12 protein-coding genes are annotated in these 16,506 nt (G+C 68.3%); 3 read left to right on the forward strand and 9 right to left on the reverse strand.

From position 1 onward, the window contains the following. Positions 1-2 precede the first annotated feature (2 nt). The 9 genes from AWC24_RS11520 to AWC24_RS11560 form a co-directional block, all read right to left on the reverse strand. A complete protein-coding gene (locus AWC24_RS11520; RefSeq protein WP_085085028.1) occupies positions 3-4,283 on the reverse strand; it encodes a hypothetical protein in 4,281 nt (1,426 codons plus the stop codon). Between the two features lie 588 nt (positions 4,284-4,871). Then, a complete protein-coding gene (lpqB, locus tag AWC24_RS11525) occupies positions 4,872-6,611 on the reverse strand; it encodes an MtrAB system accessory lipoprotein LpqB (protein ID WP_474630503.1) in 1,740 nt (579 codons plus the stop codon). 137 nt (positions 6,612-6,748) lie between these two features. Continuing rightward, on the reverse strand, positions 6,749-8,398 hold the full coding sequence (mtrB, locus tag AWC24_RS11530; RefSeq protein WP_085085032.1) for an MtrAB system histidine kinase MtrB: 1,650 nt from the start codon (positions 8,396-8,398) through the stop codon (positions 6,749-6,751). 19 nt (positions 8,399-8,417) lie between these two features. Continuing rightward, positions 8,418-9,104 (reverse strand): two-component system response regulator MtrA, encoded by a 687-nt coding sequence (mtrA, locus tag AWC24_RS11535; protein ID WP_013829915.1) that lies wholly within the window; start codon positions 9,102-9,104, stop codon positions 8,418-8,420. Between the two features lie 51 nt (positions 9,105-9,155). Beyond that, positions 9,156-9,785 (reverse strand): dTMP kinase, encoded by a 630-nt coding sequence (locus AWC24_RS11540; RefSeq protein WP_085085034.1) that lies wholly within the window; start codon positions 9,783-9,785, stop codon positions 9,156-9,158. A 30-nt stretch (positions 9,786-9,815) separates the two neighbouring features. Next, positions 9,816-11,273, reverse strand: coding sequence for an adenosylhomocysteinase (gene ahcY, locus AWC24_RS11545; protein ID WP_085085036.1), 1,458 nt, complete (start codon positions 11,271-11,273; stop codon positions 9,816-9,818). Between the two features lie 90 nt (positions 11,274-11,363). Continuing rightward, on the reverse strand, positions 11,364-11,966 hold the full coding sequence (gene alkX, locus AWC24_RS11550) for a TetR family transcriptional regulator AlkX (RefSeq protein ID WP_085085150.1): 603 nt from the start codon (positions 11,964-11,966) through the stop codon (positions 11,364-11,366). Positions 11,967-11,986: 20 nt separating this feature from the next. Next, on the reverse strand, positions 11,987-12,154 hold the full coding sequence (locus AWC24_RS11555; protein ID WP_085085038.1) for a rubredoxin: 168 nt from the start codon (positions 12,152-12,154) through the stop codon (positions 11,987-11,989). Continuing rightward, positions 12,154-13,332 carry an alkane 1-monooxygenase gene (locus AWC24_RS11560; protein WP_234807341.1) on the reverse strand — a complete coding sequence of 393 codons (1,179 nt, stop codon included), beginning with the start codon at positions 13,330-13,332 and terminating at the stop codon, positions 12,154-12,156. Before AWC24_RS11560 ends, AWC24_RS11555 begins: the two co-directional genes overlap by 1 nt. A gap of 227 nt (positions 13,333-13,559) precedes the next feature. Here AWC24_RS11560 and AWC24_RS11565 point away from each other — a divergent pair, with 227 nt between their 5' ends. The 3 genes from AWC24_RS11565 to AWC24_RS11575 are packed head-to-tail and all read left to right on the forward strand — an operon-like array spanning position 13,560 to position 16,448. Then, the gene (locus AWC24_RS11565; protein WP_085085152.1) at positions 13,560-15,098 is read left to right on the forward strand and encodes an adenylate/guanylate cyclase domain-containing protein; all 1,539 of its coding nucleotides are present in this window, start codon (positions 13,560-13,562) and stop codon (positions 15,096-15,098) included. Between the two features lie 32 nt (positions 15,099-15,130). Beyond that, a complete protein-coding gene (locus AWC24_RS11570) occupies positions 15,131-16,045 on the forward strand; it encodes an alpha/beta fold hydrolase (RefSeq protein ID WP_085085042.1) in 915 nt (304 codons plus the stop codon). Between the two features lie 7 nt (positions 16,046-16,052). Continuing rightward, positions 16,053-16,448 (forward strand): PaaI family thioesterase, encoded by a 396-nt coding sequence (locus AWC24_RS11575; RefSeq protein WP_085085044.1) that lies wholly within the window; start codon positions 16,053-16,055, stop codon positions 16,446-16,448. Positions 16,449-16,506 lie beyond the last annotated feature (58 nt).

Genomic DNA, 16,506 nt, shown 5'->3' on the forward strand with positions numbered 1-16,506 from the left:
GGTCAGAAGGAACCAGCGAACTCCGGCACCAGGTCGTTCCCCAGGGCGGACCACAGGTCGGCTGCTGCGCCCGAGGCGAAGTCCGTGGCATCGGCTGCGCCGGCGGCCGGTGCGCCCAGCAACTCGGCGATCTGTTGCGGCAGGTCGTTGAAGAGCAGCGGCATCAGCCCGCCGAACCACCCACCGTCGAGGGTGAAGGCGTCGAAGTCGCTCAGGCCCAAGCCGTCCAGCAGTCCGCCCAAGTTCAGGTTGCCTGCCAGGTCACCCAGCAGGTCGCCCAGCCCGAGGTCCCAGGTGCCCAGCCCACCGAGCAGACCGCCCAGTGTCATGTCGCCCAGCCCGACGCCGCTCAGCAGGTCGGGCAGCGTCATCTCCCCCAGCCCGACATCGCCGAGCAGGGCGGGCAGGTTCAGGTCGCCCAGCCCGAGGCCGTCGAACAGCCCATCGAGGGTCAGGTCGTCCATGCCCAGATCAGCCAGTAACCCGGGCAGCGTGACGTCGGCCAGTTCCAGCGCATCCAGCAGCCCCGGCAGGGTGAAGGCACCGGTACCCAGGTTGGCCAACAGCTCACCGAGCGTCAGATCGCCCACACCCAGGCCGCCCAGCAGACCGGGCAGAGTCAGATCGCCCAGGCCCAGATCGGTCAACAGGGCGGGCACGAACACCCCACCGATGCCCAGACCGCTCAGCAGGCCCGACAGCGTCGCGTCACCGAGCCCCAGATCGGTCAGCAGCGACGGCAGCGTCGCGCCACCCAGCCCCAGATCGGTCAGCAACCCCGACAGCGTGAAGTCACCGGTGCCCAAGTCACCGAGCACCTCGCTCAGAGTCAGATCGCCCACACCCAGGTTGCCGACCACCCCCGCGAGCGTGACGTCGCCCAGGCCCAGGTTCTCCAGCAGACCGGGCAGGAAGAAGCCGCCGATGCCGAGGTTGCCCAACAGGCCCGCGAGCGTCGCGTCACCCAGGCCCAGATCGCTCAGCAGCGACGGCAGCGTCGCGTCACCCAGCCCCAGATCGGTCAGCAACCCCGACAGCGTGAAGTTGCCGGTGCCCAGATCACTCAGCAGCCCGCCCAGGGTGAGGTCCTGCAGGCCCAGCCCTTCCAACAGCCCGGGCAACGTCAGGCCACCCATGTTCAGCCCGCCCAGCAGAGACCCCAGGCCGAGATCACTCAGCTGCAGGTTGTCCAGCAACCCGCCCAGCGTCAGGTCGCTCAGGTTCAGGTTGCCCAGCAGGGCGCCCAGGGTGAGGTCGCCCGTCGCCAGGTTGCCCACCAGCGCACCCAGCGTCATGTCGCCGAGCCCCAGGTTGTTGACCAGGCCCGGCAGCGTGAGGTTGCCGACCAGGCTTTGCAGCAAGTTGGCCAGGTTCACGTCGTCGATACCCAGGGCGCCCAGCAGACCGTCGAGGTTCATCGCCCCCAACGTCAGGCTGCCGACCACATCGTTCAGTGACATGGATCCGATGCCCAGGTTGTCGAGCAGTTGCGGCAGGCTCACGCCCAGACCCAGGTTGTTCAGTAGGCCGACCAGGTTGTCGTCGCCGAGGCCCACCGCGTTCAGCAGGCCGTTGAGGCTCATGTGTTCTAGCCCCAAGACCTGCAGCAGGCCGTTGTGTCCGATCCAGCCCAGACGGAAATTGCCCAAGCCCAGGTTCAACATGATCAGCGGCAATGTCATGTCGTAGAGCCCCAGGCCGTGCAACACGCCGCTGAGGCTCACTCCGGCGCCCTGCTCGGCGATGTTGCCCAGCAGCGCGTCCAGGGTCACGTTGAGGCCGAAGAAGTCCAGCAGACCGCCGACGGTGATACCGGTCGCATCGATGGCGCCGTTGAGGTTGACGGCATCCAGGGCGTCGTTGATCAACCCGAGGTCGATCCCCAAGGCACTGAACAGCGAGCCCACACCCAGGGTCACATCGAAATCGTGCAGCAGCCCGCCCAGGCCCTGCTGCCCGACGCCGACCGTGTTCAACACATCCACGAGGGTCAAATTGCCCATACCGAGGTTGTTGACCAGGCTGTGCAGGCCCATGGTGCCCAACCCCATGTTGGTGATCATGGTGCCGATGCTGATGTCGCCCAGCCCGAGGTTGTTCAGCATGTCTTTGACGACCAGGCCGTTCATGTCCAGGTTGTAGAGCAGGGTGTGCAGGCTCATCCCGCCCAGACCCAGGTCGCCCAGCAGGCCGCCCAGGCTCTGGCCGCCCAGCCCGAGGCTGGTGAGCACGCCGGGCAGCGTCGTGGTTCCCAGCAGGGCGCCGACCACACCGGACAGCGTCATGTCGCCCATGTCCAGGTCGCCCAACAGCTCGGGCAGCGTGGTGCCGCCGGCGCCGATGCCGCCGACCAGCCCACCCAGGGTCATATCGCTCAGCCCGAGGTCACCGATCAGGCCGGGCAGCGTCGTGGCGCCCAAGCCGATGCCGGTCAGCAGTCCACTGAGATCCAGGTTGTCCAGGCCGACCGCACCGACCAGGTTGCCCACGCTCAGGTCGGTCAGGTTCAAGGTGCCCACCAGACCACCCAGCGTCACGTCTGCGGTGCCCAGCCCTGCGAGCAGGCTGCCCAGGGTCAGATCGCTCATTCCCAGGTCGTCGACCAGTTCGGGCAGCGTGGTCCCACCCAATCCGATGTCAGCCAGCAACGCGCTGACGTTCAGGTTGCCCAGTCCGACGCCGTCGAGGAACCCGACCAGCGTGGTGTCACCCAACCCGACGCCGTCGAGCAATCCGGGCAGCGTCATATGACCCAGCCCGGCGCCGGTGAGCAGCCCGGGCAGCGTCATGTCGCCGAGCCCGATACCGTCCAACAGCCCGGTCAGTGTGGTGTCGCCCAGTCCTAGGTCCTCGATCAGGTCGGGCAGCGTGGTCCCGCCCAACCCGACCGCGCCCAGCAGCGCGCTGACGTTCAGGCCGCCCAAGCCCACACCATCTAGCAATCCGACCAGGGTGGTGGTGCCCAACCCGACGCCGTCCAGCAGGCCGGGCAGCGTCATATGCCCCAGCCCGGCGCCGCCGAGCAGGGCGGGCAGCGTCAGGTCACCCAACCCGACGCCGTCCAACAGTCCGACCAAGGACAGATCACTTAGTCCCAGGTCCTCCATCAGGCCGGCCAGCCCGGCGCCGCCCAGCCCCACATCGGCCAGCAGCTCCGACAGTGCCGTGTCGCCCACACCGACATCGCTCAAGAGTTCCGCCAGCGTGGTGTCGCCCAGGCCCACGCCGCCCAGCAGCCCGGTCAACGTCATATCGCCCATGCCCACATCCGCCAGCAGGTCACCCAGCATCACGCCGTTCAGGCCCACGCCGCCGAGCAGCCCGCCCAGCGTCAAGCCGCCCAACCCCAGGTCACCCAGCACGTCGGGCAGCGTCACCTCACCCAACCCGATAGTCTCCAGCAGCTGGTCGAGACCCAGGCCGCCCATCCCGACGCCGTCGAGCAGCCCGCCCAGCGTCAAGCCGCCCAGCCCCAGGTCACCCAGCAGTCCGGGCAGCGGCGTGGTCAGCACATGATCGAGCAGTCCGCCCAGATCGATATCGTCGCCGCCCACGGCGTTGAGCACCGTGCCCAAGCCGCCGAGCAAGCCGTCCAGCTGGGTCAGCAGGTCTCCGACGGACAGTTGGGTGTCAAGTATCTGTGGGGCAACCAGCAGGCCGTTGAAGGCGGGGATGCTCACCCCCAACACATCGAGGCTGTCCGAGCCATTGAGGTAGGCGTTCAGCAGCAGGGCTGGCGCGGTCAGCAGCGCGGTGAGCGCAGTGTCGGGGTCGGTGGCCGTCTGGACGGCTCCGATGATTCCGTTGAGCTCGTTGAGGGTGGTCACCGTCGGTCCCAGACCAGCGATCAACATGGCCAGCGGCGTCGAGAGTTCTACCGAGATCGGCGCCGGGAGAGGAAGGACCTGGGCGCCGATCACCGGGAACAGGGCTGCTAGCAGGCTGCTCACTTGCTGCAGGTTGTTGGAGATGTTCTCCACGACGGCGCCGATCGACTGCGGGTCGGCGCTGAGCTGCTCCAAATAGCCCGTCCAGTTGGTGGCCATCTGTTGCAGCACCGGAAACGGCTGGGTAAGCCATTGCTGGTTCATGGCTTGCAGGTTTGCCAGGGTCTCGGCGTAAAGCTCCTGGTAGGGCCCGATGACGTCCGCGGCGTCGCCGGTCAGCGTCACGGCCCGCATCTGCATGTCGGCGGGCAGCGGCTTGACCGGTGCGACGGCGATGACGGCGGCCCCGAAAAGTACGACGCCGGTCGTGATGTACGGACGAAGTGCCTGTTGCATGATCCGCTCCTGACGGTGGGGCCGGTCAGCGAAAGATCGGCGATTCGGGCAGCGTATGGCACAGGCGTTTCTTAGGTTAATGTCGAATTCGACATCGTTATGTCACCGTGATTGATTCGTCATCGTTTTGTTATATTCTTCTGGTCACGGTGTACAGGCCCTTTACATCGGGGGCCGAGTCGGTCAAAGAATGGGCAAATTGTCAATTTGATGGATTATCCAGGTTTTTCCGAACAGTCCCGCCTTTCGACAACTTGCCGGCCTCCGGCTGGCTTACCACGCTGCTTCCAGCGCATACGCCCGGCGGAACCGGTGCAGCACGGGAGCCGATAAATTTGCCAACGCGACAATTCCAAATAGTTTGGCTATGAATGCTGCCAGGTCTGATACTCGGCCAGAATGGATGGTGCGCAAGTTCTTCTTGTGCTTATTCCAGCCTGGGCAGCGAGATCGGAGCAGGTCACATCCGAGATGATCCGCCGGGTTTTCGCCGGCGGTTTCGGGCCACTGCAAGCCTCGTCACGAGATGGTTTACACGGTGTTTACATATGTAATTCACATGTAATCGACGGTCCCGCTTTGGTGCGATCAGCCCGGCAGCACGGGCAGCGCGCCGCCGACCATGAACGGCCCCAGCGGCGACCAGTTCTGCTCGTCTTCGGCCCTCGATGACGACAGTGCCAACACCCCGCGCGGATCGGCCACATAGACCGTGGAGGGGTCCGCGACGATCGTCGACACCGGCAACTGCAGATTGCCGCTGGGCGCATCGGAGTTCACCCCGTCGATGTTGACGTAGGACACCGGATGCTGGGGATCGGATCGGCTCACCACGATGTCGTCGCCGGTGCGCCAGCTCAGTGACACCACCGAGGTGCCGAGCCCGAAGCCCAACCGGCGGGGATAGTTCAGCACGAACTGGCCGGCGGTGGTCTGCTCGACACCGGCCAGGATCACCTGCCCTTCGATCACCATGGCGGCCCGGGTGCCATCGCGCGACAGCTGCAGCTCGCTGATCGGTCCCGGGAACCGCGCGTTGATCGCCCCGGAGTCCACCGGGATCCGGGCCGGCCGGCCCGAGGCGACCTCTTGGATCGCCCGCAGCACGTAGTTGCCGTCGACCACCACCCACACCGCTTCGTCCAGCGACCAGCTGGGCCGCGACAGGGTGTGCCCCTCGGCGGCCTGCACCGCCTCACCGCCGAGGTCGCCGATCCACAGCGTGGCCTCCGGATCGCCGGGGTGCACCACCACCGACGCCACCTGACGACCGTTGCGGGACAACGCGGCCGACTGCTGGTCGGGTTCGCGGCCGAACGCCCCGGGCACCCGGTTGGCGTGCTGGCCGTCCAGCACCAGCAGCGACCCACCCACCAGGGCGTGGATTCCGGCGCCGGCGCCATCGGAGGCGCCCGGGTCGGTGGTGGCCACATCCGAGGTCGTCCAGCCGTCGGGGAACCGGTCGTCGAGCGCCGCGCCGTCGGCGGTGATCACATACGGCCCCTTGATGTCCGCCCGGGCCAGCGTCCAGATCAGTTGGGCGGCAAGCAGTTGCCTGCTGTTCGGGTCGGTGGTCGACAAGCTGTCCAGATCGATCTTCGCCCCGGCGTAGCCGCGGCCCACGCCGCTCTTGCCGCCGTCGGCGCGGGTCACCGGCCCGCGCAGCCGCAACGGCGCCGCCAGCAGGTTGCGCACCCCGGCCATCTCCGGGCGGGGGCCGGCGATCAGTTTGGACACCAATTCGGTCGCCAGCTGATCCGGGTCGGACACCGCCACGTAACGCGGATCGGGAACCACCGTCTTGCCGGTCGGGTCCACGAAATACAGCGTGTTGCGCTTGTAGGTGGCCTGGAACTGCTGCCAGTCCAGGAAGACTCCGTTGGGCAGCCGGTCGATGCGCCAGCCGTCGGGCGTCTTGAGCAGTTCGATCGGCTCCGGGGTCGGCAGCGGCCCCGCGGCCGTCTCGAAGACCCCCATATCCGACAGCGAACCCAACATGTCGGCGCGCATGGTGACCGCGACCCGGTTGGCGCTACGGGTTTCGACGAACACCACGTTGTCGATCAGCAGCGCGCTGCCGGCGTCGTCCCAGGCGTCCGACGCCGACTGGGTGAGGAACTGCCGCGCCGCGCGGTGCCGGTTGGCCGGATCGGCTGTCGCCTTGAGGAATTCGCGCAACAGCACATCGGGGTCCATGCCCGGGGTGGGTTTGGGCAGCACCGAGGGCGGCGGCGCCTGCACGGTGCCGATCGCCTGCGGGGCCGAGTTGCTGGGCACCCCGGCGCAGCCGGCCAGCACGAGCACCGCACTCAACAGGGCGACCAGCACCGCCACCGGAGTCCGCCGGCGGTTCAGCGAGGCTCGACGGAGGAGAGGCGAAGCTGGGACCGCCGCATGAACCCGGCGGTTCAGCGAGGCTCGACGGAGGAGAGGCGAAGCTGGGACCGCCGCATGAACCCGGCGCATCACCCGCTCCTCTCGGCGTGCTCACGCGCGCGCTGCCGGCGCTCCCGGCGCTCGGCGGCGCTCACCGGTTTCATCGGCAGCGGGCTGGTGGTGACCTTGTGGCCGCGGACCAGCGGCAGCGTGAGCCGGAAGCAGGCGCCCTTGCCGGGTTCGCCCCACGCCTCCAGCCGGCCCTGGTGCAGCCGGGCGTCCTCGACGCTGATCGCCAGTCCCAGCCCGGTGCCCCCGGAGCGCCGCACCCGCGACGGGTCGGCGCGCCAGAACCGGCTGAACACCAGCTTCTCCTCCCCCGGCCGTAGCCCGACCCCGTGATCCCGGACGGTGACCGCAACGGTGTCCTCGTCGGCGCCCATCCGGATCACCACCGGCTTGTGCTCGGCGTGGTCGATGGCGTTGGCGATCAGGTTGCGCAGAATCCGCTCCACCCGGCGCGGGTCGACTTCGGCGATCACCGGGTCGCCGGGCACATTGACCCTGAGTTCGACGCCGGCTTCGGCGGCCAGATGACCGACGTTGTCCAGCGCGCTGTTGACCGTCGAGCGCAGGTCCACCGACTCAGGAGACAGTTCGGCCACGCCGGCGTCGTGGCGGGAGATCTCCAGCAGGTCGTTGAGCAGCGACTCGAACCGGTCGAGCTCACTGACCAGCAACTCGGTGGAGCGCCGCAGCGAGGGCTCCAGGTCTTCGCTGTGATCGTGGATCAGATCGGCGGCCATCCGCACCGTGGTCAGCGGGGTCCGCAGCTCGTGGCTGACATCGGAGGTGAACCGGCGCTGCAGGTTGCCGAACTCCTCGAGCTGGGTGATCTGACGCGACAGGCTCTCGGCCATGTCGTTGAACGACACCGCCAGCCGGGCCATGTCGTCTTCGCCGCGCACCGGCATCCGTTCGGACAGGTGTCCCTCGGCGAACCGTTCGGCGATCCGCGAGGCCGACCGCACCGGCAACACCACCTGGCGCGACACCAGCAGGGCGATCCCGGCCAGCAGCACCAGCAACACCAGGCCCCCGGTGGCGATGGTGCCGCGCACCATGGAGATGGTGTTGCGCTCGGAGCCCAGCGGATAGATCAGGTAGAGCTCCAGGTTGGTGATCCGCGACGCCGCCGGCGTTCCGATCAGCAGCGCCGGGCCGGAGAACCCCTCGACGTGCACAGTGGCGTACTGATAGCTGACCTGACCGGCCTTGACGAATTCGCGCAGCCCGGCCGGCACCTGGTCGACCGGCCCGGCGGTGGTCGCGGCGCGCGGGCCCTCGCCGAGCACCACCAGCACCGCGTCGAACACGCCCGCGGTTCCGCTGCCAGCAGCCGGGTCGGTCTTGCTCATCAGCGTGTTGCGGGCCAACTGCAGGCTCGAGGTCAGCGACCGGGCCTCCTCACCGCCGACGATGCCGCCGACCGCGACGCGGGCCCGCTCGATCTGTTCGGTGGCCGCCCGAACCTTGACGTCGAGCACCCGGTCGGTGATCTGGCTGGTCAGCACGAAGCCGAGCGCCAGGATGACCGCGGCCGACAAACCCATCGTCAGCACCACGACCCGCAGCTGCAGCGACCGGCGCCAGGCGATCTGCACCGCGCGGCGCAGCGTGTTGACGCCGAGCAGCAGCGGACCTGATCGCCGCGGGCGCCGTCTGGAGCTGAAGATCACCTGCGCCCCGCCGCAGGGATCACGGAGGTCCGGCCTTGTAACCCACTCCTCGAACGGTCAGCACCACGGTCGGGTTCTCCGGGTCTTGCTCCACTTTGGCCCGCAGGCGCTGGACGTGCACGTTCACCAGCCGGGTGTCGGCCGGATGCCGGTATCCCCAGACCTGTTCGAGAAGCACTTCACGAGTAAACACCTGGCGGGGTTTGCGTGCCAGCGCCACCAACAGGTCGAACTCCAGCGGGGTCAGGGAGATCTGCTCGCCGCCGCGGCTGACCTTGTGTGCCGGCACGTCGATGTCGATGTCGGCGATCGAGAGCATCTCGGCCGGCTCGTCGTCGTTGCGGCGCAACCGTGCACGCACCCGGGCCACCAGCTCCTTGGGTTTGAACGGCTTCATGATGTAGTCGTCGGCACCCGACTCCAGCCCGAGCACCACGTCGACGGTGTCGGTCTTGGCGGTCAGCATCACGATCGGGACCCCGGAGTCCTTGCGCAGCACCCGGCACACGTCGATGCCGTTCATGCCGGGCAGCATCAGGTCCAGCAGCACCAGATCGGGCCGTAACTCGTGCACCGCGGTGAGCGCCTGGGTGCCGTCGCCGACGACCGCGGTGTCGAAACCCTCCCCGCGCAGCACGATGGTGAGCATCTCGGCCAGCGAAGCGTCGTCATCGACGACGAGAATCCTTTGCCTCATGGCGTACATGGTGTCACCAGATCGAGATAAAACGCTGCTACCACACCCGCGTTTCGCAGGTTAACCGCGTAGAGCGCCGGCGAGCTCGGCCGCGGTGACCGCCGGACCGGCCTGCTGCCAGCGTCCGGCGAAGCCGGCGCGGGCCAACCCGCGGTACACCTCGCCGGTGCGGCGCTGCAGGCCGTCGTCGCGTTCGTAGCTGTCGCGGGCCCGGGCGGTATCGTGCGCCTCACGGTCCCGGGCACGCTGGGCGGCCAGTTCGGCGGGGACATCCAGCAGCACCTGCCAGTCCGGCGCGGGCAGCCCGAGCCGGTCGAACTCCAGCTCGCGCACCCAGGCCACCACCTCGCCGCCGGCGTCCTGGCGCAGCCGGGCGGCGCTGTAGGCCGCACTGGAGGCCACATACCGGTCCAGGATCACCACGTCGTGGCTCGCGCACAGACCCTCGATCTGGTCTTTGGCGCCGGCGCGGTCCAACGCGAACAGCATCGCCATCGCATACACCGAGTCCGCCAGGTCGCCGTGCTCGCCGCGCAGTGCCTCCGCGGCGACATCGGCGGTCACCGACACGCCGTAGCGCGGGAAGGCCAGGCTGGTCACCGACATCCCGGCGGCTTCGAACGCCGCGCGCAGCCCGTTGGTGAGGGTGTTCTTGCCGGCGCCGTCGACGCCTTCGATCGCGATCAGCACGCGCCGAGCCTAATCCGGCGAGAGAAAAGATCAGTACCGGTAGTGGTCCGGCTTGTAGGGACCCTCGACGTCGACGCCGATGTACTCGGCCTGGTCCTTGGTCAGCTTGGTCAGCGTGCCACCCAGGGCCTCGACGTGGATGCGGGCCACCTTCTCATCGAGGTGCTTGGGCAGCCGGTAGACCTCGTTGTCGTACTCGTCGCCCTTGGTCCACAGCTCGATCTGGGCGATGACCTGGTTGGAGAAGCTGTTGCTCATCACGAACGACGGGTGGCCGGTGGCGTTGCCCAGGTTGAGCAGCCGGCCCTCGCTCAGCACGATGATCGACTTGCCGGTGTCACCGAACGTCCAGACGTCGACCTGCGGCTTGACGGTGTCGCGGGTGGCGCCGGAGGACTCCAGGGCGGCCATGTCGATCTCGTTGTCGAAGTGGCCGATGTTGCCCAGGATGGCCTGGTTCTTCATCGCCTTCATGTGCTCGAGGGTGATGATGTCCTTGTTCCCGGTGGTGGTGATGACGATGTCGGCGTCGCCGATCGCCTGCTCGACGGTCGCGACGTCGTAGCCCTCCATCAGCGCCTGCAGCGCGTTGATCGGGTCGATCTCGGTGACGGTCACCCGGGCGCCCTGGCCCTTGAGGGACTCCGCGCTGCCCTTGCCGACGTCACCGAAGCCGCAGACCAGGGCCTTCTTGCCGCCGATCAGCGCGTCGGTGCCGCGGTTGATGCCGTCGATCAGCGAGTGCCGGCAACCGTACTTGTTGTCGAACTTGCTCTTGGTGACCGAGTCGTTGACGTTGATCGCCGGAAACACCAGCTCGCCGGCGGCGGCCAGCTGGTACAGCCGCAGCACGCCGGTGGTGGTCTCCTCGGTGACACCCTTGACCGCCGCGGCGATCTTGGTCCACTTGGTGTTGTCGGTCTCGAAACGCTCGCGCAGCGTGTTCAGGAAGACCTTCCACTCGGCCGAGTCGCCGTCTTCGGCGGGCGGGACCACGCCGGCCTTCTCGTACTGGGCGCCGCGCAGCACCATCATGGTGGCGTCGCCGCCGTCGTCGAGGATCATGTTGGCCGGCTCGCCCTGCCAGGTCAGCGCCTGCTCGGCGCACCACCAGTACTCCTCCAGGGTTTCGCCCTTCCAGGCGAAGACCGGGGTGCCCTTGGGCTCCTCGACGGTGCCGTGCGCGCCGACGACGACCGCGGCGGCGGCGTGGTCCTGGGTGGAGAAGATGTTGCAGGACGCCCATCGGACTTCAGCACCGAGGTCCACCAGGGTCTCGATGAGCACCGCGGTCTGGATCGTCATGTGCAGCGAACCGGTGATGCGGGCGCCCTTGAGCGGGTTGACGCCGTGGTACTCGTCGCGCAGCGCCATCAGTCCGGGCATCTCGTGCTCGGCCAGCCGGATCTCCTTGCGGCCGTATTCGGCCAGCGACAGGTCGGCGACCTTGTAATCGATGCCGTTGCGGCTGTCCGCGGTCAAACTCATCAGTGCGCCCCCGTAGGTTCGGTGAAATCAGCTCCGCTACAAGCTACCGGCGGGAGGCCGAGTCTGCTCGCGCGGGTCAATCGACGTCAGTCAGATTTCCAGGACCCCATAGGTCTCGGCCGCCGGGGTGAACAATCGGGCCAGGTCAGCGGCCACATCATGGTCGGCTTCCGGCGGCATCGAGACATAGCTCATGGCCAGCCGGACGATGGCCCGGGCCAGGATTCCGGCGTCTTCCTCGCTGGCCTTGACCCAGCTGTGCATGAACGACGAGGTGAGCCGGGCCGAGCAGCGGGTGATGATCGGGCCGCTGTCGGTGGTGATGATCTGTAGCAGGTCGGGCTTGGCGGCACCGGTCAGCAGCGAGATCACCAGCGGGTCGGCGGCCGAGGAGGAGAAGAAGGACCGGAATCCCTCCAGGAACGCGGCGTGGACGTCACCGACGTTGTCGTAGATGGCGCGTTCGACGGCGTCGACGAGCCGGTCGGCCAGCCTGATCGCGTAGCCCTGCGCCAAGCCCTGCCGCGAGCCGAACTCGTTGTAGATGGTCTGGCGGCTGACACCGGCCGCCTCGGCCACCGCGGCGAGCGTGATCGACGACCAGTCCCGGCTGGTCAGCAACTCCCGCATCGCATCGAGGACCGAGTCGCGCAGCAGCGCCCGGGATGCCTCGGCGTAGGGGACGCGTTTCACCACCGCGAGATTAGCGGGTATCACGCGCGGACCGGTTCGAAGTCCACCTTCTCGCGCACCGCGCAGTCCGGGCAGCACCAGTCGTCGGGCACCTGTGCCCACCGGGTGCCGGCCGGAAATCCCTCGCGGGGTGCGCCGAGCGCCTCGTCGTAGACGTAGTCGCAGCCCGGGCAGCGGTAGCTCGCCATCACGCGGCCGCCCGTTCGCCCCGGGGCGCGCCGTAGCGGGCCAGGATCTTCGCCCGCCGGCGCGGTGAGATGTTGACCCGGGTGATGTCGCCGTCGTAGTGCGCCAGCACCCGGTGGTCCATCAGGGCCCGCCACAACGGCGGGAGGTAGGTCAGCCCGATCAGCGAGGCGTACCCGCTGGGCAGGTTCGGCGCCTCGTCCATGCTGCGCAGGGTCTGGTAGCGGCGCGTCGGGTTGGCGTGGTGGTCGCTGTGCCGCTGCAGGTGGTAGAGGAACAGGTTGGTCACCAGGTGGTCGGAGTTCCAGCTGTGCTCGGGTGTGCAGCGCTCGTAGCGACCGTTCGCCTTGGTCTGGCGCAGCAGGCCGTAGTGCTCGATGTAGTTCACCGACTCCAGCAGCGAGAAGCCGTAGACGGCCTGGATGATCACGAACGGGATCAGTGCCGGACCGAACGCCGCGATCAGCACGCCCCACAGCAGCACCGACATCAGCCAGGCGTTGACCACGTCGTTGGACAGCCACGTTCGCGGATCGGCCGGGTTCTTGTCGAGCCGGCGCAGCCGTGCGGCCTCCAGCTGCCAGGCCGAGCGCAGCCCGCCGAACACGCTGCGCGGCAAGAACTCCCAGAATGTCTCGCCGAACCGGCCCGACGCGGGGTCTTCCGGAGTGGCCACCCGCACGTGGTGGCCGCGGTTGTGCTCGATGTAGAAATGGCCGTAGCAGACCTGCGCCAGGGTGATCTTGGCCAGCCAGCGCTCCAGCCGATCCTTCTTGTGCCCCAGCTCGTGTGCGGTGTTGATGCCGACGCCGCCGAGGGTTCCCACCGACAATGCGAGCCCGATCTTGGCGAACCAGCTGAGCGACCCCTCGGCGCCCAGCCAGCTCAGATCGGTTGCGGTGAACAGGTAGGCACCCATGACGACACTGGCGTACTGGCACGGGATGTAGGCGTAGGTGCAGTAGCGGTAGTACCGGTCGCTCTCCAGCTGCGCCATCAGCTCGTCGGGCGGATTCTGGCCGTCGGCGCCGAACCGCAGATCCAGCGCAGGCAACAGGAGGTAGACCAGGATCGGGCCGATCCAGAACGGCACCTGGGCGGCGGCGTGCCAGCCGAGCCGGTTCAGCAACCAGATCATCGGCAGCATGGTGAACAGCAGCGTGGGGGCGATCAGGCCCATCAGCCACAGATAGCGCTTCTTGTCTCGCCAGACCTCCGCTGCGGCCTCGGTGCTCAATTCATGCCCTCCTTGTGAGCTCAACCACCGTTGCGGATGGACATTACCTTGCGTTCCGTCCGCTGTCTAGACATTTGATATCCATTTGTACACCGAGGTTCGGTGCAACTGCATCCACACGGCCGTATAACTTTGAGTGCACAACCCACTCACGGATGGGCACCACCGCGATGACGACTGCAGGGCCGGGGGCGGATTCGCGGCCGCCCACAGCGCTGCGGCTCGGCATCCACTACGCGGCCGGGCTGGCCTTCGCACAATTGCTCACCAGCACCGAGGCGATCGCGGTGGTGATGTCGCTGAGCGGCGAAACCCACCGCGGCACCACCATCTGGAACACCGAGACCGTGGTGCTGACCGGGGTGTTGGTCATCGTCAGCACCGTCGTGGTGGCCGTCGCGGGCACCGCCGGCATCGCCTCGTCGCTGCGCTGGTACACCGCCGGACAGCAGCCCGACGCCGAGCAACGCCGCGCCGCTCTGCACATCGTGCGCCGCCAGTCGGCGGTCGTGTTGGGCACCTGGGTGGCCGCCGGAGCGATCGGCCTGGCCGCCATGCGCTCGAGTGACGCCGGGATGATCCTGTTGCAGAGCCTGGTCATCGTCTTCGGCGGCACCGCCACCGTGAGCACCAGCATGCTGTTCACCCATCGCACCTTCCGGCCGATCGTGGCGGCGGCCTGGCGCGAGACCGAGATCCGCGAGAACGCCCCGGGGGTACTGTCCCGGCTGGTCAGCATGTGGTTCATCACCTGCGCGCTGCCCGCCGCGGCGATCGTCATACTCATCGTCTGCCGGCGGATGGGATGGGTCATCGACCGAACCGCCTCGGTGGAGACCCCGGCGCTGGTGCTGTGTCTGGTGGCGGTGCTGCTCGGGATGCGCGCCATGATCCTGGTGGCCCGGTCGATCTCCGATCCGGTCGGCGAGGTCGTACGGGCGATGGCCCGGGTTCAGCACGGCGAGCGGGACGTCGTCGTCGGCGTCTACGAGCACTCCGAGATCGGCCGGTTGCAAACCGGGTTCAACCGCATGGTGGCCGGCCTGCGCGAACGCGACCGGCTGCGGGACCTGTTCGGCCGGCACGTCGGACCGGACGTGGCCCGGCTGGCGGTGGAGCGGGATGTCGCGCTGTCGGGCCAGGTGCAGGATGCGGCGATCCTGTTCATCGACCTGGCGGGTTCGACCGAACTGGCGGCCACCCACCCGCCCGACGAGGTCGCCGCGGTGCTCAACGACTTCTTCCGCATCGTGGTAGCCGCCGTCGACGCGCGCCACGGCTCGATCAACAAGTTCCAGGGCGACGCGGCGCTGGCGGTGTTCGGCGCGCCGGTCGCCTCCGAGGGTGCGGCGGCGGCGGCGCTGGCCACCGCCCGGACCCTGCTCACCCAGCTGCGCCGGCTGCCGTTGGTGGACTTCGGGATCGGCGTCTCGGCCGGGCCGGTGTTCGCCGGCAACATCGGCAGCGAGAACCGCTACGAGTACACCGTGGTCGGCGACGCCGTCAACGAGGCCGCGCGGCTGGCCGATCGCGCCAAGACCGTCAGCGCCCGCGCGCTGTGCTCCCAGACGGCACTGGAACGCGCCGACGACGACGAGCGCGCGCGGTGGGCACAACACGACACGGCGGTGCTGCGCGGGCGCGCCGAACCCACCGTGATGTCCATGCCGACCGGCGAGCCGATCCCGGTGCCGGCCACCGGGATGTGACCCAGCTCCCACGGCCATGCCACACTCTGGGCATGGTTTACGCGATCGCCCGACCTCAGATCGAGGGCAACATCGCCGTCGGCGAAGACCGTCAGCTCGGCTTCGCCGAGTTCGGCGCCCCGCAGGGCCGAGCGATGTTCTGGCTGCACGGCACCCCCGGCGCGCGGCGGCAGATCCCGGTCGAGGCGCGGGTCGTCGCCAAGGAGGCCGGCATCCGGCTGATCGGGGTGGACCGGCCCGGTATCGGTTCCTCGACGCCGTACCAGTACCAGACGGTGTCGCAGTTCGCCGACGATCTGCGCACCGTGGCCGACACCCTCGGCATCGACAAGATGGCGGTCATCGGACTGTCCGGCGGCGGCCCGTACACCCTGGCGTGTGCCGCGGCGATGCCCGAGCGGGTGGTGGCCGCCGGGATCCTGGGCGGTGTCGCCCCGGCCGTGGGCCCCGATGCCATCGACAGCGGCCTGATGAGGCTGGCCCGGATCGCCGAGCCGGTGCTGCATCGCGCCGGGCGCCCGATCGGCATCCTGGCCACCGGCCTGATCCGGATGATCAGGCCGGTCGCCGAGCCGGCGCTGGAGCTCTACGCGCTGGTCTCCCCGGAGGGCGACCGCCGGATGCTGGCCCGGCCGGAGTTCAAGGCGATGTTCCTCGACGACCTGCTCAACGGCTCCCGCAAGCAGCTTGCCGCGCCCATCGCCGACGCGGTGCTGTTCGCCCGGTACTGGGGATTCCGGCTCGACGAGGTGAAGGTGCCGGTGCACTGGTGGCACGGGGACGCCGACCACATCGTCCCGTTCTCCCACGGCGAGCACGCGGTCTCGCTGCTGCCCGACGCGCAGCTCTATGCGCTGCCCGGCGAGAGTCATCTGGGCGGACTGGGTCGCGCCGAGGAGATTCTGCGCACCATGTCGCAGGTCTGGGACGGCGCCCAGGCGCGCTGACCGAGTCATGACCGCACCCCAGTCCATCAGGGAACTGTTCGCCCAACTCGGCTTGCAGGAGGTGCCCTCGGCCGACGGCACCCTGGCCATGGAGATGCCGGTCGACGAGCGGGTGGTCAACACCGCCGGCGGGCTGCAGGGCGGGCTGATCGCCACCATGGCCGACGTGGCGGCCGGGCAGCTCGCCTCCCGCAGCACCGCGTTCGGCAATGCGATCGCCACCACCGACCTGTTCATCCGGTATCTGCGGCCGATCAAGGTCGGGCCGGCCCGTGCCGTGGCGGCCATCCTGCGCACCGGCCGGCGCTCGGTGGTCGTTCAGGTCGACATCTACCGCGGCAACGACGAACAGCTCGCCGCGACCGCGACGGTGAACTTCGCCGCCGTCGACCCGCCGGCCTGACCGGCGGCGCGACGCGCTGATTGCGTCACTTAGCTAAGCAACCTAATATCTGGACACA

This window comes from Mycolicibacter senuensis, assembly GCF_002101885.1.
Classification (GTDB): domain Bacteria; phylum Actinomycetota; class Actinomycetes; order Mycobacteriales; family Mycobacteriaceae; genus Mycobacterium; species Mycobacterium senuense.